19 protein-coding genes and 7 pseudogenes are annotated in these 26,291 nt (G+C 69.1%); 13 read left to right on the top strand and 13 right to left on the bottom strand.

All coding sequences use genetic code 11. The annotated features are described in order from the left end of the window. Window positions 1–49: 49 nt before the first annotated feature. The 3 genes and pseudogenes from ACSHXC_RS01210 to ACSHXC_RS01200 form a co-directional block, all read right to left on the bottom strand. Window positions 50–196 carry a hypothetical protein gene (locus tag ACSHXC_RS01210; protein ID WP_438289707.1) on the bottom strand — a complete coding sequence of 49 codons (147 nt, stop codon included), beginning with the start codon at window positions 194–196 and terminating at the stop codon, window positions 50–52. Window positions 197–211: 15 nt separating this feature from the next. Continuing rightward, window positions 212–265: pseudogene (locus ACSHXC_RS01205) on the bottom strand (hypothetical protein); the annotation flags it as partial. A 31-nt stretch (window positions 266–296) separates the two neighbouring features. Beyond that, window positions 297–479: pseudogene (locus tag ACSHXC_RS01200) on the bottom strand (aldo/keto reductase); the annotation flags it as partial. 122 nt (window positions 480–601) lie between these two features. Here ACSHXC_RS01200 and ACSHXC_RS01195 point away from each other — a divergent pair. Next, on the top strand, window positions 602–1,153 hold the full coding sequence (locus tag ACSHXC_RS01195) for a TetR/AcrR family transcriptional regulator (protein ID WP_438289706.1): 552 nt from the start codon (window positions 602–604) through the stop codon (window positions 1,151–1,153). A gap of 115 nt (window positions 1,154–1,268) precedes the next feature. Here the strand turns inward: ACSHXC_RS01195 and ACSHXC_RS01190 are convergent, their stop codons facing one another. Further along, window positions 1,269–1,805: a hypothetical protein gene (locus ACSHXC_RS01190; RefSeq protein ID WP_438289705.1), complete on the bottom strand. Its 537-nt coding sequence runs from the start codon at window positions 1,803–1,805 to the stop codon at window positions 1,269–1,271. 418 nt (window positions 1,806–2,223) lie between these two features. Here ACSHXC_RS01190 and ACSHXC_RS01185 point away from each other — a divergent pair. The 3 genes and pseudogenes from ACSHXC_RS01185 to ACSHXC_RS01175 all read left to right on the top strand — a co-directional run. Next, window positions 2,224–2,555 (top strand): annotated as a pseudogene (locus ACSHXC_RS01185) (PAS domain-containing protein); the annotation flags it as partial. Window positions 2,556–2,630: 75 nt separating this feature from the next. Next, window positions 2,631–3,311: an ornithine cyclodeaminase family protein gene (locus ACSHXC_RS01180; RefSeq protein ID WP_438296376.1), complete on the top strand. Its 681-nt coding sequence runs from the start codon at window positions 2,631–2,633 to the stop codon at window positions 3,309–3,311. Further along, window positions 3,308–4,132: pseudogene (locus ACSHXC_RS01175) on the top strand (alanine racemase); the annotation flags it as partial. The gene ACSHXC_RS01180 and the pseudogene ACSHXC_RS01175, both read left to right, overlap by 4 nt. Window positions 4,133–4,220: 88 nt before the next feature. On the opposite strand, the gene ACSHXC_RS01170 reads toward ACSHXC_RS01175, so the two are convergent. Continuing rightward, complete coding sequence (locus ACSHXC_RS01170; protein WP_438289704.1) at window positions 4,221–4,823, bottom strand: TetR/AcrR family transcriptional regulator; 603 nt, start codon at window positions 4,821–4,823, stop codon at window positions 4,221–4,223. Between the two features lie 134 nt (window positions 4,824–4,957). Between ACSHXC_RS01170 and ACSHXC_RS01165 the strand changes: the two genes are divergently transcribed. Continuing rightward, entirely contained in the window at window positions 4,958–6,406 is a 1,449-nt protein-coding gene (locus ACSHXC_RS01165) for an amidase (RefSeq protein WP_438289703.1), read from the top strand. A 53-nt stretch (window positions 6,407–6,459) separates the two neighbouring features. Here the strand turns inward: ACSHXC_RS01165 and ACSHXC_RS01160 are convergent, their stop codons facing one another. Further along, complete coding sequence (locus ACSHXC_RS01160; protein ID WP_438289702.1) at window positions 6,460–7,227, bottom strand: polysaccharide deacetylase family protein; 768 nt, start codon at window positions 7,225–7,227, stop codon at window positions 6,460–6,462. Between the two features lie 208 nt (window positions 7,228–7,435). Further along, complete coding sequence (locus ACSHXC_RS01155) at window positions 7,436–8,767, bottom strand: phosphatase PAP2 family protein (RefSeq protein ID WP_438289701.1); 1,332 nt, start codon at window positions 8,765–8,767, stop codon at window positions 7,436–7,438. Window positions 8,768–9,118: 351 nt separating this feature from the next. Here ACSHXC_RS01155 and ACSHXC_RS01150 point away from each other — a divergent pair. The 3 pseudogenes from ACSHXC_RS01150 to ACSHXC_RS01140 all read left to right on the top strand — a co-directional run. After that, a pseudogene (locus ACSHXC_RS01150) lies at window positions 9,119–9,955 on the top strand (lanthionine synthetase LanC family protein); the annotation flags it as partial. Then, window positions 9,886–10,239: pseudogene (locus tag ACSHXC_RS01145) on the top strand (lanthionine synthetase LanC family protein); the annotation flags it as partial. The pseudogenes ACSHXC_RS01150 and ACSHXC_RS01145, both read left to right, overlap by 70 nt. Before the next feature lie 379 nt (window positions 10,240–10,618). Further along, window positions 10,619–10,963, top strand: a pseudogene (locus tag ACSHXC_RS01140) (alpha/beta fold hydrolase); the annotation flags it as partial. A 45-nt stretch (window positions 10,964–11,008) separates the two neighbouring features. On the opposite strand, the gene ACSHXC_RS01135 reads toward ACSHXC_RS01140, so the two are convergent. Beyond that, window positions 11,009–11,755, bottom strand: coding sequence for a TetR/AcrR family transcriptional regulator (locus tag ACSHXC_RS01135; RefSeq protein ID WP_438289700.1), 747 nt, complete (start codon window positions 11,753–11,755; stop codon window positions 11,009–11,011). Window positions 11,756–11,847: 92 nt separating this feature from the next. On the opposite strand from ACSHXC_RS01135, the gene ACSHXC_RS01130 reads away from it, so the two are divergent. The 3 genes from ACSHXC_RS01130 (at window position 11,848) to ACSHXC_RS01120 (ending at window position 15,550) form a co-directional block, all read left to right on the top strand. Continuing rightward, window positions 11,848–12,885, top strand: a complete 1,038-nt coding sequence (locus tag ACSHXC_RS01130; protein ID WP_438289699.1) for an amidohydrolase family protein — start codon at window positions 11,848–11,850, stop codon at window positions 12,883–12,885. A 426-nt stretch (window positions 12,886–13,311) separates the two neighbouring features. Then, on the top strand, window positions 13,312–14,349 hold the full coding sequence (locus ACSHXC_RS01125) for a gluconolaconase (protein WP_438289698.1): 1,038 nt from the start codon (window positions 13,312–13,314) through the stop codon (window positions 14,347–14,349). A 40-nt stretch (window positions 14,350–14,389) separates the two neighbouring features. Then, entirely contained in the window at window positions 14,390–15,550 is a 1,161-nt protein-coding gene (locus ACSHXC_RS01120) for a hypothetical protein (RefSeq protein WP_438289697.1), read from the top strand. Window positions 15,551–15,629: 79 nt separating this feature from the next. Here the strand turns inward: ACSHXC_RS01120 and ACSHXC_RS01115 are convergent, their stop codons facing one another. Beyond that, on the bottom strand, window positions 15,630–16,535 hold the full coding sequence (locus ACSHXC_RS01115) for an antibiotic ABC transporter ATP-binding protein (protein ID WP_438289696.1): 906 nt from the start codon (window positions 16,533–16,535) through the stop codon (window positions 15,630–15,632). A 124-nt stretch (window positions 16,536–16,659) separates the two neighbouring features. On the opposite strand from ACSHXC_RS01115, the gene ACSHXC_RS01110 reads away from it, so the two are divergent. Continuing rightward, a complete protein-coding gene (locus tag ACSHXC_RS01110; RefSeq protein WP_438289695.1) occupies window positions 16,660–17,514 on the top strand; it encodes an NAD-dependent epimerase/dehydratase family protein in 855 nt (284 codons plus the stop codon). Between the two features lie 42 nt (window positions 17,515–17,556). Here ACSHXC_RS01110 and ACSHXC_RS01105 read toward each other — a convergent pair whose 3' ends face one another. After that, window positions 17,557–18,405, bottom strand: a complete 849-nt coding sequence (locus tag ACSHXC_RS01105; protein ID WP_438289694.1) for an NAD-dependent epimerase/dehydratase family protein — start codon at window positions 18,403–18,405, stop codon at window positions 17,557–17,559. Window positions 18,406–18,588: 183 nt separating this feature from the next. On the opposite strand from ACSHXC_RS01105, the gene ACSHXC_RS01100 reads away from it, so the two are divergent. Beyond that, entirely contained in the window at window positions 18,589–22,773 is a 4,185-nt protein-coding gene (locus tag ACSHXC_RS01100; RefSeq protein ID WP_438289693.1) for a caspase family protein, read from the top strand. Here ACSHXC_RS01100 and ACSHXC_RS01095 read toward each other — a convergent pair. The 3 genes from ACSHXC_RS01095 to ACSHXC_RS01085 form a co-directional block, all read right to left on the bottom strand. Further along, window positions 22,719–24,227 carry an alpha,alpha-trehalose-phosphate synthase (UDP-forming) gene (locus tag ACSHXC_RS01095; RefSeq protein ID WP_438289692.1) on the bottom strand — a complete coding sequence of 503 codons (1,509 nt, stop codon included), beginning with the start codon at window positions 24,225–24,227 and terminating at the stop codon, window positions 22,719–22,721. The two genes, ACSHXC_RS01100 and ACSHXC_RS01095, sit on opposite strands and share 55 nt — an antisense overlap. Further along, complete coding sequence (locus ACSHXC_RS01090; RefSeq protein ID WP_438289691.1) at window positions 24,224–24,772, bottom strand: SIS domain-containing protein; 549 nt, start codon at window positions 24,770–24,772, stop codon at window positions 24,224–24,226. The genes ACSHXC_RS01095 and ACSHXC_RS01090 overlap by 4 nt, the downstream gene beginning before the upstream one ends. Window positions 24,773–25,088: 316 nt before the next feature. Further along, on the bottom strand, window positions 25,089–26,156 hold the full coding sequence (locus ACSHXC_RS01085) for a glucokinase (RefSeq protein ID WP_438289690.1): 1,068 nt from the start codon (window positions 26,154–26,156) through the stop codon (window positions 25,089–25,091). Between the last annotated feature and the right edge of the window lie 135 nt (window positions 26,157–26,291).

The raw sequence follows: 26,291 nt of genomic DNA, 5'->3' as shown, positions 1-26,291 counted from the left end.
CGGCCGGAACCGTCCCTGGCCGGAGTGTCCCGGCTCGGCCGGCGCGGGCTCAGTGGTTGGCGAAGCCGGGGATGCTTGCCTTGACGCGCCGGAGTTCGCGGGCATCGGAGATGCCCTGGAAGCCGTGGCGTGGGGTGTAGGGGGCTTCCGGGCGGCGGGCTTCCTCATCGGTGAGGTCGAGGCTGAGGGAGGCCACGGCGTCGTCGATCTGCTGGGTGGTGCGGGCGCGGACGAGTGGGGCAGCGACGACGGGGTTGCGGCGCAGCCAGGCGAGAGCGATCTGGGCGCGGGTCGCACCACATATTGGCGGTGTCGAAGAAGTTGACGCCAGCTTCGAGGGCGTGCTTGATCAGGGAGCGACCGCTCTCCTCGTCGAGGGGCCGGACGGGGTGGCCGCGGCCGGGCTCGCCGTAGGTCATGGCGCCGATGGCGACCGGGGAGACATCGAGGCCGGTGCGGCCGAGCTTGATGTAGCGCACGGGGAACCTCCTACAATGGAGAACGAACCTAAGCGGAGAACTCTCCGCTGCGCATTCGGCGCTACCGGAGAGTCCTCCGGGTCGCGGTCGAACATTGCTGCCCGCACCGCCAGGAGGACCCGATGACCGGCGCCCAGCCCCAGCGCTCCGACGCGCTGAAGAATCGCGAGGCGATCCTCCAGGTCGCCCACGACGCGCTCGCCGAGTCACCGCATGCCTCGCTCAACTCGATCGCCAAGCGCGCGGGCGTGGGCGCGGGCACGCTCTACCGGCACTTCCCGACTCGCGAGGCGCTGATCCTTGAGGTCCACCGGCATGACGTGAATCGCCTGGTCGCCGCTGTGCCGGAGGTTCTCGCCGCCCACGCTCCACTGGACGCGCTGCGGCAGTGGTTCGTCACCCTGGCCGCCTATGTGCGGATCAAGCACGGCCTCGGCGAGGCGCTGCATTCCGCTGCGGCCCAGGAGGTCGTGAGTGCCTCATGGCCTCCCGTAACTGCTGCCGTCGGCCAACTCCTCGACGCGTGTGAGCAGGCAGGAGAGGTGCGTTCCGGTATCGACCCGGTCGACGTCATCATGCTCATGAGCTGCCTGTGGCGCACCCCCGACACCGCGGACGGGGCCGCCCAGGCCGACCGGCTCATGGAGCTGGCCATCGGCGGCCTTCGCCCCTGACCGTCGAGCGTGAGCTCAGCACGGTTCGCCCACGAGCTCCGTGGGTGAGGGTGGCTGCGGTGGTGCCGTGATCGCGCGGCCGGGCGGATTCTCTCAGGGCTGGGTTTGCGGCACGTCAGTCTTCGTCCGAGCCGGACAGGGCCCGGGAGATCATGCGGGTGGCGAAGTCCGGGTCCGCGGCAATGCGGTTGATGTGCTCCGCGAGCAGGAAAGCCGTGACTTCCAGGGGAGTCATCTCCTCCTCGGTCCAGTATCCGTACTGTTTGCGCCACAGGTTGGGGCTCAGGTCGGTGCCGGCGGCGATGACCAGGCCGGCCATGGTGGGGATGGTCTCGGCGCTCACGCTCTTGGGCATCTGGCGCATCGTGGCCACAAGGGTGGGCACCACGTACTCGATGACGTCCTTGCCGTGCTCTTCATGGGTTCTGCGGAGCCACGTCATGAACATGAAGATGAGCGTGCACACCCCGTCCAGTACGTCATCGATTCCCTCGGCGTCCAGCGACGCCGCGAAGTGGTCGGTCAGCGCCTGCTGTTCCGCGTCGGTCTCGGTCCTGCCGCTGTGGATGCCTTTGAGCCGAGAGTCGATCATCATGAGGGCTGTGCCCACATCACCGGCGGGAGCGAACTGTGGGTCGTAGGGCGATGACACGGGATCCCCTCCTCAGGCCGCCGCGTTGGGCGTGCGGCGTGTCCGTACAGTAGACGGACTTTCACTGCGGCCCGAGCGACTCCCGACAATGCTCGCTCTTGAGGGTGAGGCTGCCGTAAGGGCCTTTGGGGCAGGGCCGGTTCGTGCTGATCCGTGTGCTCGCGGCGCCTTGCGAGATGGCTGCCCGGCGCACTGGCAGCGGGGCGAATGCCTGGGATTCGCGGCCCGGGCCCCGAGCGCCTACCACCACGCTGCCGCGGTGGACTCGGACACCCTGATGCCCTCCGGCTCGCGCCGCCGACGAATGGCGTCGCCGAGGTGCCGCTCACCGGGGTGGCATGGGTCGCTGGACAATCGCCGTGAGCCGTTCCTGGACGTGCTGTCCAGGTCTGGAATAGAAATACAGCCGAGCGGTCGGATGGGGGACGTTGTGGCACGCGTCGTACGGGTCGTCGATGGTCGGGTGACGGGCGAGGGTGAGAGCGATGTCGCCGCGGGCTCGGCTGAGGCGGACGAACACCTCATCCGTGAAGCGGAGAAGATCGCTGCTGCGCCGGGCCGCATGTTCCCGGGCCTGTGCGAGGTGGTTCTGCATGACCTGCGGGATCCGCAGCACGAGATCCGGGCGATCGAGAACAACCTGCCGGGCCGCGAGGTGGGGACTCCGCCACGGAGCCGGGCCTCGCTCGCATCGAGGATCCCGGCCACCCCAGCGTGATCCAGAACTACCCCAACCGGTTCCCCGACGGCTGCGCCGGGCAGTGGAGGAACCGGCCGCAGAGCGCGGCGCGACTCCCCGTTCGCTGGGGGGACAAGAAGGCACTGGTGCGGCAGCTGCACCAGACGATCGGCAGGATCGCGGCCGTCCTGGAGGTCGGCACCGCCAACGCCTACCGGACCGCCGCGGCCGACGCACTCGCCGTCGACCTGCTGGCCCGCGCCGATGCCACCACACTGGCCGTCTTCGGCACCGGTCACCAGGCGCCCTACGAGGTGGCGGCCGTCAGTCGTGTCAGGCCCGTTGATGAGGTCCTGGTCGTGGGACGCACCGCCGACCGTGCCGAGCGCACGGCCGCGGCACTGGCAGCCCAGGGCCACAACGCCCGTGCCGCAGGGGCCGAAGAGGCCTGCGGCCGCGCCGACGTGATCGTCACCGCCACGACCACCCGTGCCGACAGCCCGCCCCTGTTCGAGGCCGCGCGGGTCCGCCCCGGTACGCACCTCTCCTGCATGGGCGCCGACGCACCCGGCAAGCGCGAACTCCCACCCGGACTGTTCGCCCGCGCTCGTGTCTTCTGCGACCTTCCCGAACAGGCCCGCCGCATGGGTGAATGCCAGCACGCGCCGGACGGGACGGTCGTCACCCCGCTCGGCGAAGACCTCACCCACCGTGCCGCGGGACGCGCGGACGACAGTGACATCACGCTCTTCGACAGCTCCGGAATCGGCTTGCAGGACCTGTATGTGGGCCTCGCCCTCCTGAAGAAGATGGACATCTCCCTGTGAACTTCCCCGTGAACGCCACCAGTTCCGACGCTGCCAGGACCCTGGCCGATCCCGACACCCCGTTCGCCGTCGTCGACGTACACAAGGTGCGGCGCAACATCGGACGACTGTCAACTCGGGCTGATCAGCTGGCAGTTGGCCTACGCCCTCACGTGAAGACGGCCAAGAGCCTGGACGTGGCCGCCCTTCTGCACCACGGCGCCCCCTGCCCCATCACCGTCTCCACCCTCGCCGAGGCCGAGGCGTTCGCCGACGGCGGCTACACCGACATCACGTACGCCGTCGGCATCGACCCCCACAAACTCCCGCGTGTTCTCGCGCTGCTGCGCCGCGGAGTCACCTTGCGCACCCTGCTGGACAGCACCGAGCAGGCGGAGTTCGTCGCCGAGGCCTCCCGCCGGGCGGGGCTTCCCGTCCCCACCCAGATCGAGATCGACTGCGACGGCCACCGCGGCGGCCTCAAGCCCGACGCACCCGAACTCGTCGAGGCCGGCCGCATCCTGCATGCCGCGAGCTGTCTGGACGGAGTGCTGACGACCCACGCGGGGGAGTCGTACTTCGCCTGTACCGCCGAGGAACTGCGACTGGCGGCGAAGAACGAACGCGACACCGCCGTCGCCGCGGCGGAGCGGCTGCGTGAGGCCGGCCTGCCCGTGACCACCGTCAGCGTCGGCTCCACCCCCACGGCCCATGCGGCCGAAGACCTCACCGGCGTCACCGAACTGCGCGCCGGCAACTACGTCTTCTTCGACCTGGTGATGGCCGGCATCGGCGTCTGCCGCATCGAGGACCTGGCCCTGTCGGTCACAGCCCCGGAGATCCAGGACTTCTGGACGCGCGTGACCGGTTGGTGACCGGCTCCCGTCCGGTGCTCCATGGCGGACCCGATGGAGGTGTGAACCCGCACGCTCATAGGGGGGACCGGGGCCGATCGACAATGGCCTCGACGATTCTCATCAGCCGATCCCCTGCCTGATCGATGCTTCCGTTCTGCGTGCTGACCTGTGCGCCTTCGAGTACGAACGTGATCTCCGCTGCGGCCTGCTCGGGATCGGGCAGCCCGGCTTCGGTGCACATGGCGACCAGTCTGCGGAGCTGGCGGGCCTTGTGTTTCTCGATCACTTGCCGTGCGGGGTGGGAGCGGTCGGGCAGTTCGGCGAGGGAGTTGATGAAGGGGCAGCCTCGGTGTGAGATCTCCGGCAGCCCGTCGGCGATGAAGCGGGCCAGGCCGAGAATCTGTTCCTTGGGACGGTCCGGGAACTCGGCTTCGACCCGGTCGAAGGCCGCCTGGTAGTCGGCGGCGAGGATCCGCAGCCACTCCGCGACCAGCGCGTCCTTGGTCTCGAAGTGCCGGTAGATCGCCATCTTGGTCGTCTCGGCCTTCTCGGCGATCGCCTGGACGCCCACCCGCTGGATGCCCTCACTCTGGAAGAGCTCTTCTGCCGCGTCGAGGATGCGCTCACGCGGCGGCAGTTTCGCCACCCTGCTCGGCCTTCTGGCGGTCGATGTCATGACTGCTCCGTGACGTCCGGTCGGTAGTGCGGTAGTGACCTCGTTTGCTGCTACGGTACCAGTCCGTTCCATGCGATACTGATCGGTATCGCTAGATACTCATAGGTATCGTTCATCTTCCGCTGGGAGTGACAGTGAGAATTGCCGAGTACGTGAGCTTCGACGCGGTGGGGCTCGCGGAGCTGGTGGCCAAGGGCGAGGTGACCCCCGCCGAACTGGAAACAGCCGCACGCGGGGCCGCCCAAGCGGTCAATCCGCACATCAACGCCATCGTCGAGACGTGGCAGGCCGACGACGAGCCGCAGCCTGGCCGCGCACCGCTGGCAGGGGTCCCGTTCCTGATAAAGGACTTGGGAGTCACCATGGCCGGGAGGAGAACGGAGCTGGGCAGCCGCCTCGCCGCCGGCAACGTCGGCGCCGCCGACTCCAGCCTGATGGTGCGCCTGCGGCGGGCCGGCCTGGTGACGTTCGGGCGCACCTCGACACCGGAGATGGCCTACAGCATCACGACGGAACCCACGCTGTACGGTCCTACCCGCAACCCGTGGGACCTTCGGCGGAGCGCGGGCGGATCCAGCGGGGGAGCGGGCGCGGCGGTCGCCGCCGGAGTGGTCCCGGTCGCTCATGCCACCGACGCCGCCGGCTCGATCCGTATCCCGGCCGCCTACAACGGGCTCTTCGGCCTGAAGCCCACCCGTGGCCGGGTCTCCGTGGGCCCCGACACCGACGAGATCTTCAACGGCCTGGCCGTGCACGGCAGTGTCAGCCGCACCGTACGCGACAGTGCGGTCCTGCTCGACCAGATCCGCGGCCCCGAACCGGGCGATCCCTACTTCGCCCAGGAGCCGAACCTCCCCTACGCACAGGAGGTCACCCGGCCCCCGGGCTCGCTGCGGATCGGTGTCCTCGCCCAGGCATGGGGCGGGCGCCGCATCACCGCACCCGTTGCCGACGCCCTCTCCCGGACCGTCCGGCTGCTCGAATCCCTCGGCCACCAGGTGGAGGAGGCCAAGGTTGAACTCGGGGCCGACCGGGAGGAGTTCGTCCTGGCCGGTGCCCGTCTGATGGCGGCGAATCTCGCGGTCTCGCTCAATGACCTGGCCGTCGCCTTCGACCGGCCCCTCGACTCCTCCACCCTGGAGCCGGTGACCCTCGCCGGCTACCACTACGGGCAGCGAGTCAGCGGCCCCCAGTTCGTCGCCGCCCTCTCGGTCCGCAATCGGGTCGCCCGCACCCTGGCACGGTCCTTCGACGCCTACGACCTGCTGCTCACCCCGACCCTGCCGGAGCTGCCCGTACCGCTCGGCACCTATGACGAGGGGGTGGAGGCGCTGGACGGGCTCGGCTGGATCGACCGTCTCAACGACCGCTCCCCGTTCACCATGCCGTTCAACATGGCCGGCACGCCCGCCATGTCCGTACCGGTGACGGCCGACGGCGAGACCGGGATCCCGATCGGCATGCAGTTCGCCGCCGGTTACGGGCTCGAAGGCCGCCTCTTCCGCCTCGCCGGGCAACTCGAAGAAGCGAGCCCGTGGCTGGGCCGAACCCCGGCGGTGTGGGCGGGAGACCTCGCGGGGTGAGACGGGCGCCGCGAATCCGGGCGCCCGGTCGGAGCCCCGGTCGGAGCCCCGGCTCAGTGCACCGGGAAGCCGAAGGTGTGGCCCTGTGACGTGAGCCGGGGGAGGAGCTTGCGCAGGGCCTCGACGGTCTGGGTACGGTCGCCGCCCGCGTCGTGGAAGAGCAGTGTCGGGCCGTTGGGCAGCTCACGTTCGGCGGTGGCGACAATGACGTCCGTACCCGGACGCTCGAAGTCCTTGGTGTCCACGTTCCAGCCCAGCGGGCGCATGCCCCGGGACGCGGCGAGCTCGCGGCTGTACGGGGTGAACGCCCCGCCGGGCGCCCGGTAGTACATCGGCCGTACGCCACCGGACGCCTCGGTGATCATGCGTTCGGCGTCGAGTATCTGCTGCGACTGGTAGCTCTGGGGCTTCTTGTCCATGGCGGTGTCGTGCGACACCGAGTGGTCGCACAGCCGGTGCCCGTCCGCGACCACCTTCTTCACGAGGCCCGGGTGGGCCTGCGCCTGTGTCCCCACCATGCAGAACGTGGCCTTCACCCCGTACTCCCGCAGCAGGTCGAGGACTTTGGGGGTCCACACCGGGTCGGGGCCGTCGTCGATGGTGATGTTGACGCCGCGCGCTCCCGCGTCCGAGGAATGCGCGATGGTGTCCGCGACCCGCTTGATGTCAGAGCTCGGCGTGGCCGACGCCTTCGGCTTCGAGTCGTCCGAGGTGCCCGCCTGCGCGGTCCACACCGAGGCGCCGGTGGCGAGGATCGTCACGCCGAGTGCGGCTCCGACCATTTTGCCGTACCAACCCCGCCCACCGTTGTGCCGTGCCATGTTCGCCTCTTCTCGCGCAGTCCCCCGCCGGTCCCTGGTCACCTGGCAGGACGAGGCGCGGTGGCCAGGGGCTGCCTCCGTTACGGATCACGGACAATTCTGAGAGAGTTCCCGGACAACTCCCCACGAACGGCGGCAGGAACCATGCCGGTTGGCCTGTTCGCGCCGCCCGGCACCCGTGCACATCCGCGACCTGCCGCGCCGCGACTCAGACCGGTTCGGGTTGCGGTTCCGGTCGCAGCGCTGATGCGGCCTCGGGTTCCCACGTATTGGTGATGCGCAGGTAGCCGTAGACGACCGAGAGCATCGCCAGAATGACCAGCGGTCCGGACACCCACGGATGTGTGGCCATCTGCATCGGCAGCCAGCGGTACGACACCAGGAGCGTGGCGAAGACCGCCGTGCCGTAGGCGACCAGCTGGATTCCCGAGCGGTCCCAGCCGCGGTCGAATGTGCGCAGAGCCGCCTCGACGGTGAGGGAGAACACCACGCCGGCGACGAGATCCACGCCGTAGTGGTAGCCGAAGCCCAGCGTGGCGCCGAGCGTGGCGACCAGCCAGAACGTCCCCGCGTACCGCAGAAGTCGGGGGCCCTTGCGGGAGTGGATGAAGATCGCGGTGGCCCACGCCGTGTGCAGGCTGGGCATGCAGTTGCGCGGGGTGATCCCGTCGTACGGCACCGGGTGCGGGACGGTGATCGGTGGCGGTGTGTGCGGCCACAGGTTGGCCACCGCCCACTGCACGCCGCCGGTGCCGGAGGCGCCCGGACCGTAGGCGAAGACGGGTCCGACCACCGGGAAGACCATGTAGATGGCCGGCCCTAGAAGGCCGATCACCAGGAAGGTGCGCACCAGGTGGTGCCGTGGGAAGCGGCGCTCGGCCGCCACATTGCGCAGCTGGTACAGGGCGACGACGATCGCGGCCACCGCGAGCTGGGCGTAGATCAGGCCGAGCGTCTGGCTGCCGATCGAGCCGGTGGCGTCGAGTATGCGGCCTGCCAGCCACGACGGGTTGCCCAGCGCGTGATCGGCGGTCGCCACGTATGGATCGAGAACGGTCGGGCGGGTCTTCGAGGTGATGAGCAGCCAGGTGTCACCGGTCTTGCGCCCGGCCACGAGCAGCAGGCCCAGGCCGACGCCCTTCAGCAGCAGGATGCGTTCACGGCCGGTTCGACGCGTGATCGCGAAGACCGCACAGCCCAGCATCGCCCACAGAGCGCCGTTGCCGAAGAAATGGCCCTCCGGCACCTCGACGTCCAATGCCCAGCGCGCAAGCACGAAGACGACGTCGACGCCGACCGCCACACCGGCCGCGATGAACCGTTGCCGCCAGGTGAGCACCACCATCATCAACGCCAGACCGCCGTACAGCGGCCCCGGCTTGGGCGGGAATATCAATTCGCGCGCCTGGGTGGCCAGCGGCCCCGGCACGCCGCCGTAGCGACGCGCGGTGATCTCCAGAGCGATGAGGAATCCGAGGGCCACCACGCCCGCCGTCGCCCACAGAATCACGCGTGGCTGACACCACCGGGCGAACTTCATTCTGCGGCTTATTCGCGTAAGTCTCTGTGAATCTGTAGGTATCAATTGTTTTGCCGATGTGTTGTTGGGTGCTGGTTGCGGCGGATCACCCTCCATGTGGAGCTGCGTCGTTTTCCGGTGGAGGAAGGTGAGGCGGGCGCATGTCGAAAGCTCGATCATGCCATCGGCGTGATTCGGGTGGCTGCGCGGGCCTCGTCCCCCTGCGGTGGGGCCGGAGGTGTCCGCCGCCCCTTGGACAGGTGTGCTGCGCATCTGCGACTGCGGCGCAACGCCGACGCGCTGCCCGGTGCGCCGACCGACCGCGCGGCCATCGATGCCGAGCTCGCGGATCTGCTGGTGGGCGACGTGCCGATGTCCGGCTTCACCCTGGACGCCGCGGCCGTGCGCGGCACCGTCGAGGACTGGCGCACCGCCGACCCGGCCCTGGAGGAGTCGGTGATCCAGGACGCACTGGTGGGCGCGTACCTGAACGAGTGGTCGCTGCCCCCGCGGGTGCAGGCCGCCGCCCGCGATCCGCACGCCCGCGACCGGGAGCGCCGCCGTCGTGACCTGGCCGCGCAGATGGTACGTAGGCTGTGCGACGGGGCGGTGAGCGGCGAGGACGGCACGGTCACCTGGATCAGCCCCGTCTTCACCCCCGCCGGATGGTCGATCAGGGTGCTGCCCGCCGACCTCTACACCGGCCAGGGCGGCGTGGCACTCACGCTGGCCGAGTACGTGTCCGAGGTGGTGGCCGGGCGGGCGGACGAAGTGCCGGGCGTGCGCGAGACGTTCGAGGGCGCGCTGCGCGTGCTGGTCGGCACCGAGGACCGGACGCCGACACCGTCGGCCGGAGCCTTCAGCGGCGCCGCGTCCCAGGTGTGGACGTGGCTGGCGCTGCACCGGGTCCTCGGCGAGGACTGGCTCCTGAAGCGGGCCGCCGAGCGGGCCCTGCTGCTCACGAAGGGGCCGCTGGTCGACGACGACGTCGAAGTGGACCTCCTCAACGGCGCCGCCGGCGGGATCGTCCCCCTCCTCAACCTGGCCACCGCGACCGGGCAGGCCCACTGGCTGGATGCCGCAGCGCGTATCGGCCGCAGGCTGGCCGGGATTGCCGTGACCGATGCCGTGGGCGCCCGGTGGCCGACCCGTCTCAACCCGGAGGGCATCGGCGGCTTGGCGCACGGCGCCACCGGCATCGGCCGGGCGCTGAGCCGACTCGCCTCACCGAGGCCGGTTCCGCGGCCGACCGCCACGACTGGGGCGGCCTCGCCGAGCGCGCCTTCGCCTTCCAGGAATCCCTCTACCGCCCCGAGGACGGCAACTGGCTCGATGTCCGCATCGGCGCGGAGGACGACTTCTTCACCAGCTGGTGCCACGGCGGCGCGGGGATCGGCATCGGCATGCTCGACCTCCACCGCCGCACCGGCGATCCCGTACACCTCGACATGGCTCGCCGGGCCGCCGGGGCCTGCACGGCAGAGGGCTTCGGATGGAGCCACACCCTGTGTCACGGGGACCTGGGCCTGTGGGAGTTCCTGACGGCCATGGGCTCCGGCGTCTCCGCCGACCTCGACGGCGAGATCCTCACCGGCCTCGAACAGCGCGGCCCGGTCGGGGCCTCGCCCGCGAAGCGTTCTCCCCGAGCCTGATGTCAGGCCTGGCTGGAGTCCTCCACACCCTCCTCCGCATGCACCCCGCCGCCGCGCTCCCCAACCCCCTTCTCCTCGACTGACTCCGAGCTCTGGGTGGCCAAAGGCGGCATCTGCCTCAAGTTCGGTGTGGCCTGCTGGGCGGCCCGTGGTCGTGCCCCTTTGCCGAACCGGCAACAAAGCTCGCCGCGCCCGCGCCGTCCCTCCCACGATGGCGGCGCCGATGCCCGGCTGGCTCGGGGAAGCCGACCTCGACGTCTACGCCGCAGAGTTCGAACGCACCGGCATGACCGGGGCCCTGAACCACTACCGGAACATGGACCGGGACTGGGAGGACCTCGCCGACTTCGACGGCGCCCCCATCACCCAGCCGTCCCTGTTCATCGGCGGCGCCCCGGACGCCTCGACCACCTGGCTGGCGGACGCGATCAAGGCATACCCCACCACCCCGCCCGGCCTGACGTCCTGTCACGTTCTCGACGGCTGCGGCCACTGGGTCCAGCAGGAGCGCCGTGACGAGGTCGGCGAGCTGCTGATCAACTGGCTTGGCTCCCTGGCCGGTTGACGGCTGTCCCGGGTGCCCGGCGGCCTTGCTCTCGGGCCAGGGCCGCTAGCCGTCGGCTGCCAGTCGGTCGAGCCATTCCCCGAGCAGGTGCCGCTCGGCACCGCTCAGCGTCGTCTGTTCGGGCAGGAGGGCGCGCAGGCTTCGGGCGGCGCCGGCCGGGCCCGATTCCTGCACGGCGGGCTTCTCGTTGGTGACGGCGGTGACCATCGACTCGCGCATGGCGGTCAGCAGGGCCGGGTCGCGTTGGCCGTCGGGCAGGGACAGCCAGGTGAGGACGGCGCCGCGCGCGGTCGCGTGGATGAGGCCGGCCGCGAGGTTCTCGTCGACACGCAGCCAGCCGCCGGTCGCCAGACGGTGGATGCGCCCCATCAGGATCTCCATGCCGGCCTGGAAGGCGGCGGACGTGGCGCCCTGGTGCGGGTCGCTGTACATCAGCGCGTACAACTCGGGGTTGGTGAGTCCGAACTCGACGCTGAGGTCCCAGCCCGCGCGCAGGTCTTCGATCGGATCCCGACCGTCGAGGTCCACGTGCTTGGCCGCGAGAAACGTGGCGTAGGCGTGCTCCGTCACAGCTTCCAGCAGCCCGTCCTTGTCGCCGAAAAGGCGGTAGATCACGGGCGCCTGCACGCCGGCCGCCGCGGCGACCGCGCGGGTGGTGACCGCGTCGCGCCCTTCGCGCGCCAACAGGTCCGCCGCCGCGTCGACCACGCGCTGACGCGTGAGCTCGCGGGCGTCCGCCGCGGCTTGGGGCTTGGTGGCTGGAGTGGGCTCTGCCTTCGGTCCCTTTGGCATGAATCAACGATAACACTGCTCTTGTATCGTTGATGATATCAGTGTTAACGTGATGTGCGTATCACTGGAAATGAACCTGGTGGGGGAGCGACATGCCCGAGAAGCTGCGCATCGTAGGACTTGAGGAGCACGTGGTTCTGCCCGTCTTGCTGGACGCCTGGGCGCGGGCCGGAGTGCCGCGGATTCCGCAGCTCGGCTACGGCGAGGAGCCGATCGCCCGGCGGCTGCGGGATGTCGGCGATGCGCGCCTGGCCGACATGGACGATCAGGGCCTGGACGTCGCGGTGCTGTCGCTGGCCACACCGGGTGTGCAGAACCTGGCCGCGGCGTATGCCGCACAGGTCGCACGCGAGGCGAACGACGCGCTCGCCGAGATCGTCCACGCCAACCCGGAGCGGTTCCAGGCCCTCGCGGCCATCCCGACTCCGTCGCCGGAAGCCGCCGCGGCGGAACTGGAGCGTGCCGTCACCCAACTGGGCTTCCGTGGCGCGATGTTGTACGGGCGGACCGGCGACAGGCTTGCCGACGCCCCGGAGTTCGACGACCTCTATGCCACCGCCGAGCGTTTGCGGGTGCCCCTGCACTTCCACCCGCAGACCCCCGTGCAGGCGGTCCAGGACGCCTACTACTCGGATCTGCCCAACGGTGTCGGCCGCGCGCTGTCCACCGCGGGCCTGGGCTGGTACTACGACCTCGGCGTGCAGTACCTGCGGATGATCTTCTCAGGTGTGTTCGACCGCCATCCCGGATTGCAGGTGATAGCGGGTCACTGGGGCGAGGTCGTCCTCTTCTATCTCGACCACATCGGCGTCGTGCAGGACATGGCCAAGCTGGAGCGGCCGCTCGCCGACTACTTCCGCCAGAACTTCTGGGTGGCGGGAAGCGGCACAGTCAGCGAGCGCTATCTGCGCTGGACGGCCGAGGTGGTCGGGACCGACCGGATGCTGTACTCGACGGACTATCCGTACGCCTTCGGGACCAGGCCCGGTGGCTTCCCCTTCCTCGACACCAGCGGCGGCGTCGCGCGCTCTTTCCTGGAGCAGGCGCCGTTCACGGAGGAGGAGAAGGCCGCGATCGGCTCCGGCAATTGGGAGCGGCTGACCGGGCATCTTCCGGCCGGGCGCAGCTGACGACGGTACGTTCTCTCACCCGCGCCGCTGGGCAATGCGCGGGCCGGTCGGGATGCCGCTGCCGGACCAGGTCGAACACTCGGCCTAGATCAAATCGCGCCGATGAGGCCGGGCGACCGAGCCGAGGCAGCCCTGGAATCGCGGATCCGGACACATCGCGCGCCCGGCCGGGTCGACGTCATCGGCGCTGCGTCAGTGGATCTTGGCCCCAAAGGATCAAGCCCTGGACCGCCAAGGGCGGTCGGGCGGCTCCGGGTGCACGCCCGCCCGATCGTGATCATGGCCCTGGTCAGGGGCCTCCTGTCCGGTTACGACCGTGTGGCCGGTTCGACCGGGTGCCCATCCGCCTCCGATTGCGTACCGTCACCACTCCGACACGCAGGGGAGGGTCTGAAGAGCATGGGACAAGGCAGCGCGAGGAACGATGTGGGCACCGCCTACATCAACGACGTGTTTATGCGTCACCCGCTCACCACGCGGAACCAGCAAGAGCTCGACATCGCCGCGAAGGCCGCTGCCATCCTGCAGCGCAATCTGCTCAGGAACGTATTCAAGCGAACCCCTGAGGGTGGGGGCGAGCAGATCAACCCCATCGGGTTCTCCCTGAACAAGGTGCGCTACGGCGAATTCCCCGAGGGTGAGGCAACCGCGCACGAGCGCGGCTGGCGCGCCTTTATGAATGTCGGCGCACCGGTGATCGAAGAGCGAAGCGACATTCAGCAGCCGCCACCCGACATGATCTCCAAGCAGACGTACATCAATGGCACCGACCCGATCAAAATCACCGTGACGGACACGGTCGAGTTCACGATTTCGAACACGATCAGCTGGTCGCTCCAAGGGGAGGTGAAGCTCACCTTCGGGGCGAAAACCACCGCGGCGCTTCAGCAGCAGCTCCAGAAGAGCATGGAGATGAAGCAGTACCAGAAGACCACCCTGCTCAACAGCAAGGACAACCAGGGCGTCAACACGGAGACCCAGACGGAGGCGACGAGCAACACCACCTCCACGAGTTCCGTCACCGGCACCGGGGAGTTGTGGGGGGAACTGCTGCTCGGTATCACCGGCTCCGTCAGCGGTTCGCTGACCACCGAATGGAAGCACCAGGCTTCGATGAGCCTGGAACTCGGCAGCCGGGTGGACGTCATGGCCACCACACGTCGTCAGATCCGCCAATTCGATTACGAATTCCCCGTCACGTTCGGCGGCTGGGTCGCCCTTCACTATCCCGAGCCGGTGGCGGTCAAGGAGACTCCCCCTCAGGCCGCCGAACCGAAGTACTCCAAGGTCATCGCCTGGAAACTCGGCGAGCGCGATGTCGATTCCAGCCGCTTCGACCTGGCCGACGAAGGAAAGCGGTTCATGCAGAAGGGGACGGCCGAGATCGTCGCTGTCCGTGTCGGAGAACACCGGGTTTTCCAGCCGGAAGTACTCGATTACGAGAACCAGAAGAAGCCCCTCTAAGAGAAGAAGCCCCTCTCGGAGGGGACAGGGAGGAAAGCCCATGTCCTTCAAGAACATCTTCGACAACGGTGGAGAGCAGGCCGGTTCCGCCGAAAAGTCCGCCGACGCACTCAACAAGGACACCCCGGGAGCCGGGGACGTCTCGGAGGCCGTACGAAAACTGGAGAGCGAGCGCGACCCCTGGGTCATGCGCCAGACCGCGCACGGCGCGTTCGACGTCATGGGCTTCCTCGGCCCGCTGTTCCAGAACGCCCAGGGCGCGGCCGCCGCCCAGCGTCAAGTGTCCGAGGACCCCGCCTCGACGTCCAACATGGCCTCGTCAACCACGAAGGCGTTCGGGCCTCCGAAGGTGAGCATCAGCGACGACGACGCCCCGAAGCTCGAAGACCTGCAGAAGCTCCTCGGCAACAAGAAGGGCTACGCCCTGATCGCGACGGGTCTGGGGCTGTCCGAAGGCCTGGCGGTCGACCCGTCGGCGGGGAACACGGTGTACGTCGCCGACCGGGGCGGCGCGAGGCTGTGCACGGTGAAGGTCGACAACGGAGCCCAGCGCGTGGCCGCGAGCACCCTGGGCGACATCGGCGATGTGAAGCTCGACCGGCAGGGCACGGCCTACACCACCGACTGGTCCGGTGCGCGCCTGCTCGCGGTTGACCTGTCCAGCGGCTCCTCCAGCCTGGTCGTCGCCGTCACGGGCGCGTACGGCGTGGCGCTGGACGGAGCCGGCAAGGCGTACGTGGCCGGCTGGACCGACGGGCTCCTCACCGAGGTCGACCTGACGGGCCGGCAGAAGCGCACGGTCGCCAGCCTGGGAGGGGGCATCGGCGGAGTGGCGCTGGACGGGAAGGGCAAGGCGTACGTCGGCCAGAAGGACAACGGCGCCAAGCTGTTCGAGGTCAACCTGGCCGACGGCGCCAAGCGCGTCCTGACCAGCCTTCCTTCCGGGGCGAGCACCATCCGTGTGGAGCTCGACGGTGCCGGCCGGGCGTACACCATCGACCACATCGGCGGGCGCCTGTACGAGATCACCCTCGCCGACGGCGCGCAGCGCGTAGTGGCCTCCGGCCTCGGGACATGCGAGGGGCTCGCGCTGGACACCGTCAACGGCTGGATCTACGTCAGCAACCGTGAAGGCCAGCTGTGGCAGATCAGCCGGCGCGCCACCCAGGTGCTGGGAGGCGTCGGCAAGGTCGCACCGTAGGGCTGGCACGGGGGTGTCCGCCGGACACCCCCGGCTTGCCCTTGAAGGCGGCCCGCACGGCCCGCCATGGCGGGCCGGATCAGCGGGCGAGGCCGTCGGCGATGGCCCTGCCGGTGGCGGGAGCGGTGAGGTAGCGGCTCACGGAGTGCATCTCGACACCGTTGTCGATCTCGCGGTCGTCGACCTCCGGGCCGAACCGGGGAGCGAGTGCCTTGACGAGGGCGACGACGTCGCCCGCGTCGGCGATGTTCGTCCAGCCCTGAATCCCGGACGGCCAGAAGCCGTTGCCCTCGCGGGGCGCCGGGAGCAGCCGGTCGAAGATCAGGCCGCGCAGCCCCAGGGGAGAGCCGAGAGTGACCAGGGTGGAGATCCGCCACTCTGGATGTGACGCCCGCACCGCCTTGTTGCACAGCAATTCGTAGGCCGCCACGCTGCCCAGCGAATGCCCCACCAGGACGCGGGTGTCCGGCTCGATGGCCCGAGCCACCGCCTCCTGTACGCGCTCTCGCAGGCCGGGCTCGTTGAAGTACCGGCGAACCTGCTTCAGCCCGAAGATCAGGAGGGGTTCGGCGACGCGAGCGAAACAGGGCGCATGTGTCAGGGCGTTGAGTGCGCGGCGCACCATGGGGCGCTTCAGCGGGCGCCCGGCCAAGTACCCCGCAACACCACGGGACTTCGTGTCGGGACCCAGTACCTCCGGGTAGACCCGCGCTGCCTCGAGCCACCACGCAAGCAGCAGCTCCGACTCATAGTCGGGCTCGATGTCCGTCTCGTCGTAGGGCGGGACCGTCGTCGCACGGGTGCCGGGCCGCACGAACGCGTCACCGTAGAAGGCGCAGGTGATGTCGTTGTCGCTCAGTTCCGGTCCGGCCGTACCGACGGCGGCCGTCACACCGTCGCGCAGGGCGGGCGCGACCGAGGCGAGGAGTGTCCGGGGTCCTTTGAACTGCTGGGCGATCCCGTGCACCACAACGATCCGCGCCATGTGTACTCCTCGGATACCCGCCGGACCGGTCACCTTACGAAGCGGTCAGCCCAACGACTATAGTCCCTGCGCGCCACGCCCATGTGGTGGTCCGTCAGGTCACTTGTGCAGCAAGGGAGTTGGCATGCGGGTAGCGGTGACCGGGGGACTGGGCCGGATCGGCCGGGCGGTGGTGGCGGAGCTTGCCGGGCATGGATTCGAAACCGTCCAGGTCGACGTCGCGCCGATGCGAGAGCAGAGTCCCGGTTATCGGCGGGCCGATCTGCGCGAGCTCTGGCAGGCCGTGGACGCCCTGGACGGGGTGGACGCGGTGGTTCACCTCGCCGCGACGGGCGTGCCCGACTCGCACACTTTGCACCCGGAACTGGCGGAGGGCGCGACATACACGGCGAATTCCACGTCCGCGTACAACGTGTTCCAGGCGGCGGCGGTGCACGGTATCGAGCGCGTCGTCTGGGCCTCCAGCGAGACCGTGCTCGGCCCGCCGTTCCGGATCGGTGACCCCGCTCAGCTGCCCTTGGACGAGACCCATCCGGTTCGTCCGGAGACCTCCTATGCCCTGTCGAAGGCGACAGCTGAAGGAGTCGCCCGCCACTTCGCCCACCGTTGCGGGATGACCCTGGTGGCTCTTCGCTTCTCGGTCGTCATGGATCGGACGGAGTACGCGGCTTTGCCCGACTACTGGGCCGAGCCCGAACGCGGGCGGTGGAACCTGTGGAGTTATGTGGACCTCGCCGATGTCGCGATGAGTTGCCGGCTCGCTCTGACGGCGGACCTCGTCGGCGCGACAGCCCTCACGGTCGCGGCTCCCGACACCCTGTCGAACCGGCCCACCGCGGAACTGCTCGACACTTTTTGCCGGGCGGTGAAGGTCACCAGGCCATTGGGCGTCTTCGAGTCGCTCCAGTGTTCCGCGAAGGCACGGGAGTTGCTCGGGTGGCGCCCTGCCCGCTCCTGGCGGGACACGGTCGCCGGCTGAGCCGTGACCGACCGCCCCTCCCGGACAGCGGCATGCGAGGGCTCAGCGTGAAGTGCCGCCCTTGCCCGCGCCCGAGGGATCGCGGCCGTGCGGCAGATCGGTGAAGAGCTCCTTGAACGTCGGCGACAGCTGCATGAAGTCGTAGACGGGCTCGTAGCCGAGCAGCTCGCTTGTCGCGGTGATGTCCAGCCGCTTGAACCAATTGTTGCTGACCGCGTGGAAAATTCCGAAGCGAATTCCCTCGATCCGGATGGCGCGTTCCAGGATGCGGTACAGATCCTCGTCCGCCACAAAGGTTCCGATCATCCAGTCGGAATCCGACTCCCTTGCCGCATCGGGTTTCTGGAAGGCGCCGATGCGTACCGTCATGACCGTGAGCCCGTCATGCTCGGCCATATAGCGCCCCAATGCCTCGCCGAAGCATTTGGAGACGCCATAGAGGTTCCCTGGGTTCACCGGTGCGTCCGCGGAAATCTGACGACCGGGGGCGTAGCCGGAGACGGTGTGTACCGACGAGGCGAAGACGACCCGCGGACAGCGGGCCGACTTGCTGGCGGCGAACGCGTGGTAGGTGCCCACGATGTTGGCGGCGAGCAGACTGTCCCATGCCGCGGCGGTGTTCGAGTCCGCTGCGAGGTGCAGTACGCAGTCGGCACCGCGGCAGAGTTCCGTGAGCCGGGGCAGGTTCGCCAAGTCGCAGTGCTCGGTCTGTCCGTAGGCGCCGAGCCCTGAAAGATCGACACCGGGCCGGTCGAGCAGGAGCAGGTCGAAGCGGTCCGCCGCGAATTCGGCGAATCCGCGGCCGATGCGCCCGGCCGCGCCGGTGATGATCACTTTGAGGCGGCCCTCGGTGAATGGCAGGGGTGTTTGAAATTTGACCGCATCGCCCATTTCCGCCCCAGCTGTCGGTGCCGACCCTGAGATCAGTGTCTTCCTGTGCGCGGCGAAATGCTACCGATTCAAACGCATTGGCCGTATCGTACAAGCTCAAGACATGGGTTCCGAGGGGGCGGAAGCAGTCTGATGATCTCGCACGAGCCAACGGGAGCCGACTGCGGGGAACCCCGCAGATTCGTGATCGCCGCGGGGACCGGCACCTACTCGCAACCGGGCATCGAGGACCTTCCGGGGGTCGAAGGCGATGTGGAACTCATCGCGAGTCTGTTCGCTTCCCTCGGCTACGAACGGGTGCTGCGGGACCGGAGCAGGAATCCGACAGACAGGGAACTCGTCTCCGGTCTGGAGGAGTGGCTCGGGTCGACGGACCGCCGACCGGACGACATCGTCGTGCTCTACTACGCCGGCCACGGCGTGCGCGCGAGCGGCGGACGCCACTACCTGCTCTGTGCGAACAGCGTCGAGAACCGCCTGGTGTCGACCGCCATCAGAACGGACGACCTGGCCCTGATGTTCGCCGGCGACGAGGTGCGGGCTCGCGTGCTGATCGTCCTTGACACCTGCTATGCGGGCGCGGGAACGACCGACATAGCCATGGTGGCCAACCAGTTGGCGGCCGGGCGGACGACGGCGGCGGGAAACCTGTGGCTGCTGGCGGGCGCCCGCGCCCGGGACGAGGCCGGCGAAGGCGTGCTGACCGGCGCGTTGAAGGGCACCCTCGCCGCGCCGAGAGCCGGTGCCCACCAGCAGTACATCGACCTGTCGGAGATCACCGAGCGGGTCAATGAGCACTTCCGCGAGCACCATCCGTACCAGCACGCGAGTTGCACATCCGTGGACACGGCCGGTGTGCCGCCCTTCTTCCCCAACCGGAACTTCGTACCGGGGCTGTTCGGCGGGGAGCTGGATGCCGAGACGCTCACCAGGATGAGGCGGGAGCGCTCCGCCCACTTCGATCCGCGCGCACGCGGTGTGGAGTACGTGGGGGAGGTGGGCTCGTACTTCACCGGGAGGGCCGCCGCCCTTACGGCACTGTCGCGCTGGCTGTCCCAACCCTCCCACGATCGCCGCGCGCGGATCGTCACCGGTGGGCCGGGCTCGGGCAAGTCCGCCCTGCTCGGACGGCTCCTGCACCTCGCGGACATGCCGGTGGCCGACGGAACACCGCCCGAAACCGTTCCGCCGACCGGGTGTGTCACCACGCACCTCCACCTGCGCCGCCGCACCCTCGACGACGTCGTCGCCGAACTGGGCCGCGCCGCGGGCTGCGTGGCCACCACACCGGACGATCTGCTGGGCTTCCTGCGGGACCGGTCCGCGCAGTTCACCGTGCTTGTCGACGCCCTGGACGAAGCCGGCATCGTCGGCGACCAGGCCGAAGCGACGCTGATCGCTCGGGCATTGCTGCGGCCGATGTCGACGATGGTGCAGGTCCGGCTCATCGTCGGCACCCGCCGGGGCCCGATCGAGGCCCTCGGTACCGCTGCCGAGCTCATCGACCTGGACCAGCCGGCGTACGTCGGCACCAAGGACGTGGCCGACTACGTGACGGCCCTGCTCCTTGCCGAGGACGATCCCGACAGTCTCTCTCCCTACCGGGGCCACGCGACCCTCGCCGCCGCGGTCGCCGGTGGGGTCGCGGCCCGGGCAGGGCAGTCCTTCCTCGTCGCCAACATGACGGCACGCTCGCTGATCAACCGTCAGGTCCAGGTGGACCCGACCCAGGCCGGCTGGCACCGTCAGCTGCCCAACGAGGTGAAGGACGTCTTCGCCGCGTACCTGTCCCGCTTCGGAGCCAACGAATCGCGGGTGCGCAGGCTGCTCACCCCCCTCGCCTACGCCGAAGGGCAGGGCCTTCCCTGGGACAATGTGTGGGCGCCACTGGCTTCGGTGCTGGCCGGAGAGCGCTGTTCCGACGAGGACATCAACTGGCTGCTGCGAAACGCCGGAGCCTACATCGTCGAGGTGCGCGTGGGCGACCGGTCGGTGTTCCGGCTCTACCACGAGACGCTCGCGGAGTTCCTGCGGGACTCCCGTCGCGACAAGGAGGTCCATCGCCGGATCACCACCACCCTGCTCGACCAGGTGCTCACCCGCGGTGGGCGCCGGGCCTGGGGCGACGCCCACCTCTACATACGCAGCCATCTGGCCAGCCACGCGGCGATCGCCGGCACCCTAGACGAACTTCTCGCCGATCCCGAGTTTCTGGTGCACGCCGATCCGGTGGTCCTGGCCCCCGCACTGCGCTGGGTCAGCAATGAACAGGCGCGTATGGTGCGCTCGATCTACCGCTCCTCGCTCGCTCTGCATCGCCAGTCCGACCCCACGACCCGTCGGCAGATCCTGGCTTTCGACGCCGCGAGTCACCAAGTCCCGCAACTGGCGCGGGAGTTGAGTGCGAACCTCCCCTGGCGCGTACGGTGGGCCACCGGCTCCCAGGTCAATCCCGCCCTGCAGACGTCCTTCGTCGACCATTCCCACGGAGTGAAGAGCGCCGACTGCTACGAGCTCGACCAGCAGCCCTATGCCGTCACCGCGGACACGGACGGCATGCTGCGCTTGTGGGACCTGAGCAATGGCAACCTGCACGGCATGCTGCGCGGTCACATGGCGGAAGTGAACTCCGTGAACCACCTGCGGTTCGAGGGCGAGCCCCTCGGGATCAGCGCGAGCAGTGATGGCACGGTCCGGGTGTGGAACCTACGGGACGAGAGTGAACGCGCGGTGTTCAGTGGGCATGTGGGCCGGGTGGGTGTGGCGGCCGGTGTCGTCGTCTCCGGTCGGCTGGTGCTGGTGAGCGGCGGCGACGATCGCACCATCCGTCTCTGGGACTTCGTCACCGGGCAGGAGGAGCAGCGCCTGGTCGGCCATACCGGTGCCGTCCGAGCACTTGCGTGCGGAGAGGTCGACGGAAGGCCGGTCATCGCCAGCGGTGGCAGCGACGGCAGCGTACGGCTGTGGGATCCCTCCGAATCCGGGTCCGCGGGTTCCGGGCGGGCAGCGCACCGCTGGCGGGAACGGGCGGTGCTGAAGGGGCACTCCGGCGAGGTGAACGCGGTGGCCCTCGCCGAGTTGGACGGGCTGCCCGTGCTGATCAGCGGCGGCGACGACCGCACCGTGCGCATCTGGGACGTACGAAGCCAGGAACAGAAATGCCTGTTCTCCGGTGACATGGGCTGGGTCAGAGCCGTGGCGTGCATGACGCTCGACGGCCGCAGCGTGGTGGTGTGCGGCACCGACAGCGGCCACGCCCATATCTGGGATCTGCGCCGAGAAGTCGAACTGAGCGTGCTGATCGGACACACGCACTGGGTGCGCGCCGTGGCGGGCGTGAAGATCGAGGGGCGCACCGCGGTCGTCACCGGAGCCAGCGACGGCACCATGTGTGTATGGGATCCCAGCGTGGAGACCAGGTCGAAGGACGTCGTGTGGCATGCGGGCGGAGTGAACGCGGTCGGCGCCATGAGCGTGCAGGACCGTGCTGTCGCTGTCAGCGGCGGTGACGACCGCACTCTGCGCGCCTGGGACATCGAGTCCGGCAGCCAACGTGGAGTGATCGAGGGACACACCGGGTTCGTCCGGGCGGTGGCGTGTGCGCACCTCGGCGAGGTGCCCGTGGTCGTCAGTGGGGCCAGCGACGGAACTGTCCGCGTGTGGGACCTGATGAGCCGGCGTCAGCGCGCGGTGCTCACCGGACACACCGACTGGGTCAGCTCGGTGGCCTGTACGCAGATCAGGGGCAGGCCCGTGGCCGTCAGTGTCAGCGACGACTGCACCTTGCGGGTCTGGGATCTGCTGAGCAGCAGCGAGCGCGGCATCCTGTCGGGGCACACCGGCGGGATCAACACGGTGGCGTGCACGTCGCTGGACGGCCGGCCGGTCGCGCTGACCGGGTCGTTCGACGGCTCGGTCCGGCTGTGGGACCTGGAGACGGGCAGGGCCTGGGCGGTGTTCACCGGTCACACGGGCTGGGTGCGGGCTCTGGACTGCGCCACGCTCGACGGGCGCCAGGTGGTGGTCAGCGTCGACGACGACGGCGGTGTGTTCGTCTGGGACCTCAAGGACCGGAAGAGGTGCGTGCGCCTCAGCGACGCGGGGGCCGGCACCAACGCCATCGCCTGTATGGAGCTGCGGAACCGGACGGTCGTGGTGACGGCCGGCGACGACCGGATCGTACGGTTCTGGGACCTGCACACCCGGGAGCGTCAGGAGGGCTTCGTGCTTCCCGCGCCGGGCTGGTCCTTGGCCGCGGCGCCCGACAACCGGCTGGTCGTCGGGACGGGGCGGGAGGTCTGCGTGTTCGACCACTATGGCGAGACGACGCCTGGCGGAGGTGCGCAGACGAGCCGTTCCAAGTCCTGAACCTGCTGCGCGAGCCAGCGGACCGGATCACCGCCGGCCGCCGCGGCACGCAACCCCGACGCGCGTCGTCGGCGCTCGTCGGGGGAGAGGCGAAGAGCATCCCGCATCGTCCGCGCGGTCATGTCGACGTCGCGAGGGTCGTGCAGAAGTTCAGCCCGGTGACCGAGCAGATCGCTGCTGCCCGCGGTGCGGGAGAGCACCAGTGCTCCGTGGCGCGTGTTGAGCTGAGGCCCCTCCTGCGACACGAGGTTCATGCCGTCGCGCACCGGGTTCACCAGCAGCACGTCATACGACTTGAGCGCCGCCAGGCACCGGGACAGGTCATGGCCCAGGTGCACGCCGAGGCAGCCGGGAAACCGGCCGTTCAGGCGCTCGGCCATGTGCCGGATTCGATCGGCGTAGACGCGGTATTCCGGGATGCGTTCCCTGGACGGGGTCAGGCACGCGGTCATCGCCACCCGGCCCCGGAGCTCCGGTGAGCGCTCCAGGACGATCTCGAATGCCTCGAGGCCGCGCAGGATGTTCTTGGACGGGTCGACCCGGTCGACCCTGACGATGTGCAGCATCGCCGGATCCAGCGCGAGGTCGCGCTCCCAGGCCCTGACCTCCGCGCTCTGGGCGTTCGCGGCGAGCAGTGCCGAGTCCGAGGGCACGGGGTAACAGCTGACGGCGGTGGTGCGGGTGGTGCCCGGGGACCCGGCGGAGCGTGGGGGATGCGCACTCTCCACGACGCCGGCCACGTGCGCGCCGGGATCGCCGCGGTGCACCCGATGGCCCCAAGTCGCGCAGCATTCAAGGAAGTTGGCCGCCCATCGGGGAGACTGGAAGCCGATCAGGTCCGCCGCAAGCATGCCGTCGAGGACTGAGCCGGAGACGGACCGCGGTAGCCGGGCCAGTTCGTCGGGAGTGCAGAACGGTGTGTGCAGGAAGAGCCCGACGGGCTGATGCGGCCGCCGCAGGGCGCGGATGAAACTGGGCGTGGTCGCCAATTGGTAGTCCTGGACCAGCACGGGGGTCCCGGGCCGGGTCTGCCGCACGATCTGCTCCGCGACGCTCCGGTTCACCTGCTGGTAGGAGCGGGTGAAGGTTTCCGGATCCGGCGGCGGGGCGCCCGTACCGGCGACGTCCGGCCACAGGCCGTGCAGTGCCAGCCAGAGCATGCGCACACCCACGTCGTCGTAGTACTCGCGGTATTGGCGCTCGCTGATGGGGACGGGGGTGTAGCTGTAGCCCAGGTGGTGGGTGAGGCTCGCGTGCTCCGCGGAACCGAGGGTGCTTTGCTCTGCTTCCGCGCCGGAGGGTGCGACCCACAGCGTGCGCCGGGGGAGTCCTCGGGCGGCGGTGTCGAGGAGGGCGGTCACGCTCCCGATGCGGCGTTCCATCCGGAGTCGCGGCCCTGTGCCGAACAAGGCGACGGGGCCGCGATCGGAGGCGATCGCAAGCGCCTGTGTCATGGCGGAGGTTCCATGGCGAGGTCGACCGCGTCCGCGGCGACCGTCCGAGGTGCGGTCAGTGGATATCCGCGCAGGGCGTTGGCCATGGCGTGCACCAGTCCGAGGTGGACGGTTTCGACCACTCCGTAGTCCCAACTGGGCACGTGCAGGGCCACATCGACCCGGTTCAGGGCGCGTCCGCCGTCGGAGCCGAGCAATCCGATCGTGGCGGCACCGAGTTCTCGCGCCGTGTCCAGGCCTGCCAGGACGTTCTCCGAGGTGCCGCTGACGCTGACGGCGATCACGATGTCCTGCGGGTCGAGCAGGGTGTCCAACTGGCCGGAGAAGCCCTGGGCGCTGCCGTTGTCATTGACCCAGGCGGTGAGCAGCGAGGAGTTGTCGGCGAGTGCGACGGCGCGCAGGCGCTCGTGTCTGGTGCGGCCGATTCCCTTGGCCAGGTCACAGGCCATGTGGCTGGCGGTCGAGGCGCTGCCGCCATTGCCCATGACGTAGACCCGCGCGCGGCGGCGCCGGGCCGCATGGAGGAGTGCCACGGCCTGATTCACCGCGCCCGGGTCGATCGCGTCGAAACCGTTGGTGGCGTCACGCAGGAAGAGCTCGTAGAAGTGCGTGACGGATCGCGTGTGATGGTGGGAGGGTGCTTGATTGTTTCGTGCTTGACCGCTTCGGAGAACTGTCGGCTCATCCGACACGTTCGGCAGACCCTGTTCGGAAACGACGGCTACAGGTTGCGCTTTGGTGTCGGAGGACCCAGAACATAGGCGGTGAACTCCTAGCACGCGACGACATGGACGTGCGAACTGCCTGGTGCGCCAAGGATGTTAGCCCACAGGTCACCTGTCCGCAGGCTTGTTGGTGGCTTTAGTTGAGCGCGGGGGATTCCTGCTCGGAGGACTGACGAGTGAGCGCGAACGCACCGCGCACGGCTACCTGACGGTCCGTCACTGAGAAGAGCGGGATCTCCTGCATGAGTTCGGCGTGCTCCGCGCCCGTCGCGACGAAGCGCTCCAGGAAGGCCGTGTCGGAGATGAGGAGGTCACAGACCCCCGGAGCCTGCAGCACCCCGCTCGTCAACCAGACGGAACCACCCTCGCTCATGCAGGTCAGCACGATGTTGCGGAGGAACTGGCCCAGGATGGCGCCGAAAAGCCGCATGATCTCGCGGCAGCAGGCGTCACCGCCGACGGCGGCCGCGGTGATCACTGGACCGATGCCGCGGTGCTCGCGCCGGAAGCGGTCGACGTGTTCCTGGATGTAGGGGCCCGGCTTCTTCCGCACGGTCATGAAGTCGTACATGTGGTCGATTCCGCGCAGTCCGCCGATGGACAGCTCGACGGAGATCGGAATGCCCGGCCGAAGCCGCTGCAGCGCGCGGAGGTAGTCCTCCTCCAGGACGGTCAGCGGCTGCCAGGTGACGTGCCCCGATTCTGCTGGGCGGGCCTGACCCGTCCTGTCCACCGAGGCGCTCCCGACGCCGGTGCCGACCGACACGGCCAGCAGGGCGGGGCCGGGATGGGGTGCGACGTCCGGGGTCAGCGACACCCAGTCGGACTCGTCGAGGTCGGCGACTCCGGCCGTCGTGGCGACCATGTCGTTGATGGTGACGAGCGTCATCTCCAGATCGGTGGCGAAGGCGCGGCGCCGGAAGGTGGGCCACTGCGGGTGGTTGGTGATCCTGACGTCGCCGTCCCGTCCCGGCCGGCCGGCGACGCCCGCGACCAGGGAGCGCGGCAGGCAGCCTGCCATGTCGAAGCATCCGTAGAAGAGGTGCTCCAGAGAGTCGTAGTCGGCGGACCGGGCCTGTACGTGCCTGATCTCTCCGGTGACCGGGTCGAGGAAGCGCATGTGCGTCTTGGTGCCGCCGGCGTCGATCCCGGCGATCTCGGTACGTGGAAGGCTGATGATCCGCTCTCGGGAAATGTGCGGCATTGCATTCCTCATATGTAGGTGGCCGGACATATCCAGCCACACCAGTGGGGCAGTTGGCGGCAAACTACTCGGCGCGACAGCTGCCCGGGGCCGAAGTGCCGGTGACCGCGGCGGCGTTCCCGCCTGCGCCGGGGG

The sequence above is a fragment of the Streptomyces sp. HUAS TT7 genome, assembly GCF_051550175.1.
In the GTDB taxonomy this organism is placed as follows: domain Bacteria; phylum Actinomycetota; class Actinomycetes; order Streptomycetales; family Streptomycetaceae; genus Streptomyces.
The sequence above is the reverse complement of the archived record's forward strand: the minus strand, read 5'-3'. Positions and strand labels throughout refer to the sequence as shown.

Coding starts and splice junctions, on each gene's coding strand:
- ACSHXC_RS01135 (WP_438289700.1), bottom strand. CDS start 11,755: ATGCCAAAGGGACCGAAGGCAGAGCCCACTCCAGCCACCAAGCCCCAA.
- ACSHXC_RS01105 (WP_438289694.1), bottom strand. CDS start 18,405: ATGGGCGATGCGGTCAAATTTCAAACACCCCTGCCATTCACCGAGGGC.
- ACSHXC_RS01130 (WP_438289699.1), top strand. CDS start 11,848: ATGCCCGAGAAGCTGCGCATCGTAGGACTTGAGGAGCACGTGGTTCTG.
- ACSHXC_RS01095 (WP_438289692.1), bottom strand. CDS start 24,227: ATGACACAGGCGCTTGCGATCGCCTCCGATCGCGGCCCCGTCGCCTTG.
- ACSHXC_RS01110 (WP_438289695.1), top strand. CDS start 16,660: ATGCGGGTAGCGGTGACCGGGGGACTGGGCCGGATCGGCCGGGCGGTG.
- ACSHXC_RS01170 (WP_438289704.1), bottom strand. CDS start 4,823: ATGACATCGACCGCCAGAAGGCCGAGCAGGGTGGCGAAACTGCCGCCG.
- ACSHXC_RS01195 (WP_438289706.1), top strand. CDS start 602: ATGACCGGCGCCCAGCCCCAGCGCTCCGACGCGCTGAAGAATCGCGAG.
- ACSHXC_RS01120 (WP_438289697.1), top strand. CDS start 14,390: ATGTCCTTCAAGAACATCTTCGACAACGGTGGAGAGCAGGCCGGTTCC.
- ACSHXC_RS01155 (WP_438289701.1), bottom strand. CDS start 8,767: ATGAAGTTCGCCCGGTGGTGTCAGCCACGCGTGATTCTGTGGGCGACG.
- ACSHXC_RS01115 (WP_438289696.1), bottom strand. CDS start 16,535: ATGGCGCGGATCGTTGTGGTGCACGGGATCGCCCAGCAGTTCAAAGGA.
- ACSHXC_RS01160 (WP_438289702.1), bottom strand. CDS start 7,227: ATGGCACGGCACAACGGTGGGCGGGGTTGGTACGGCAAAATGGTCGGA.
- ACSHXC_RS01085 (WP_438289690.1), bottom strand. CDS start 26,156: ATGCCGCACATTTCCCGAGAGCGGATCATCAGCCTTCCACGTACCGAG.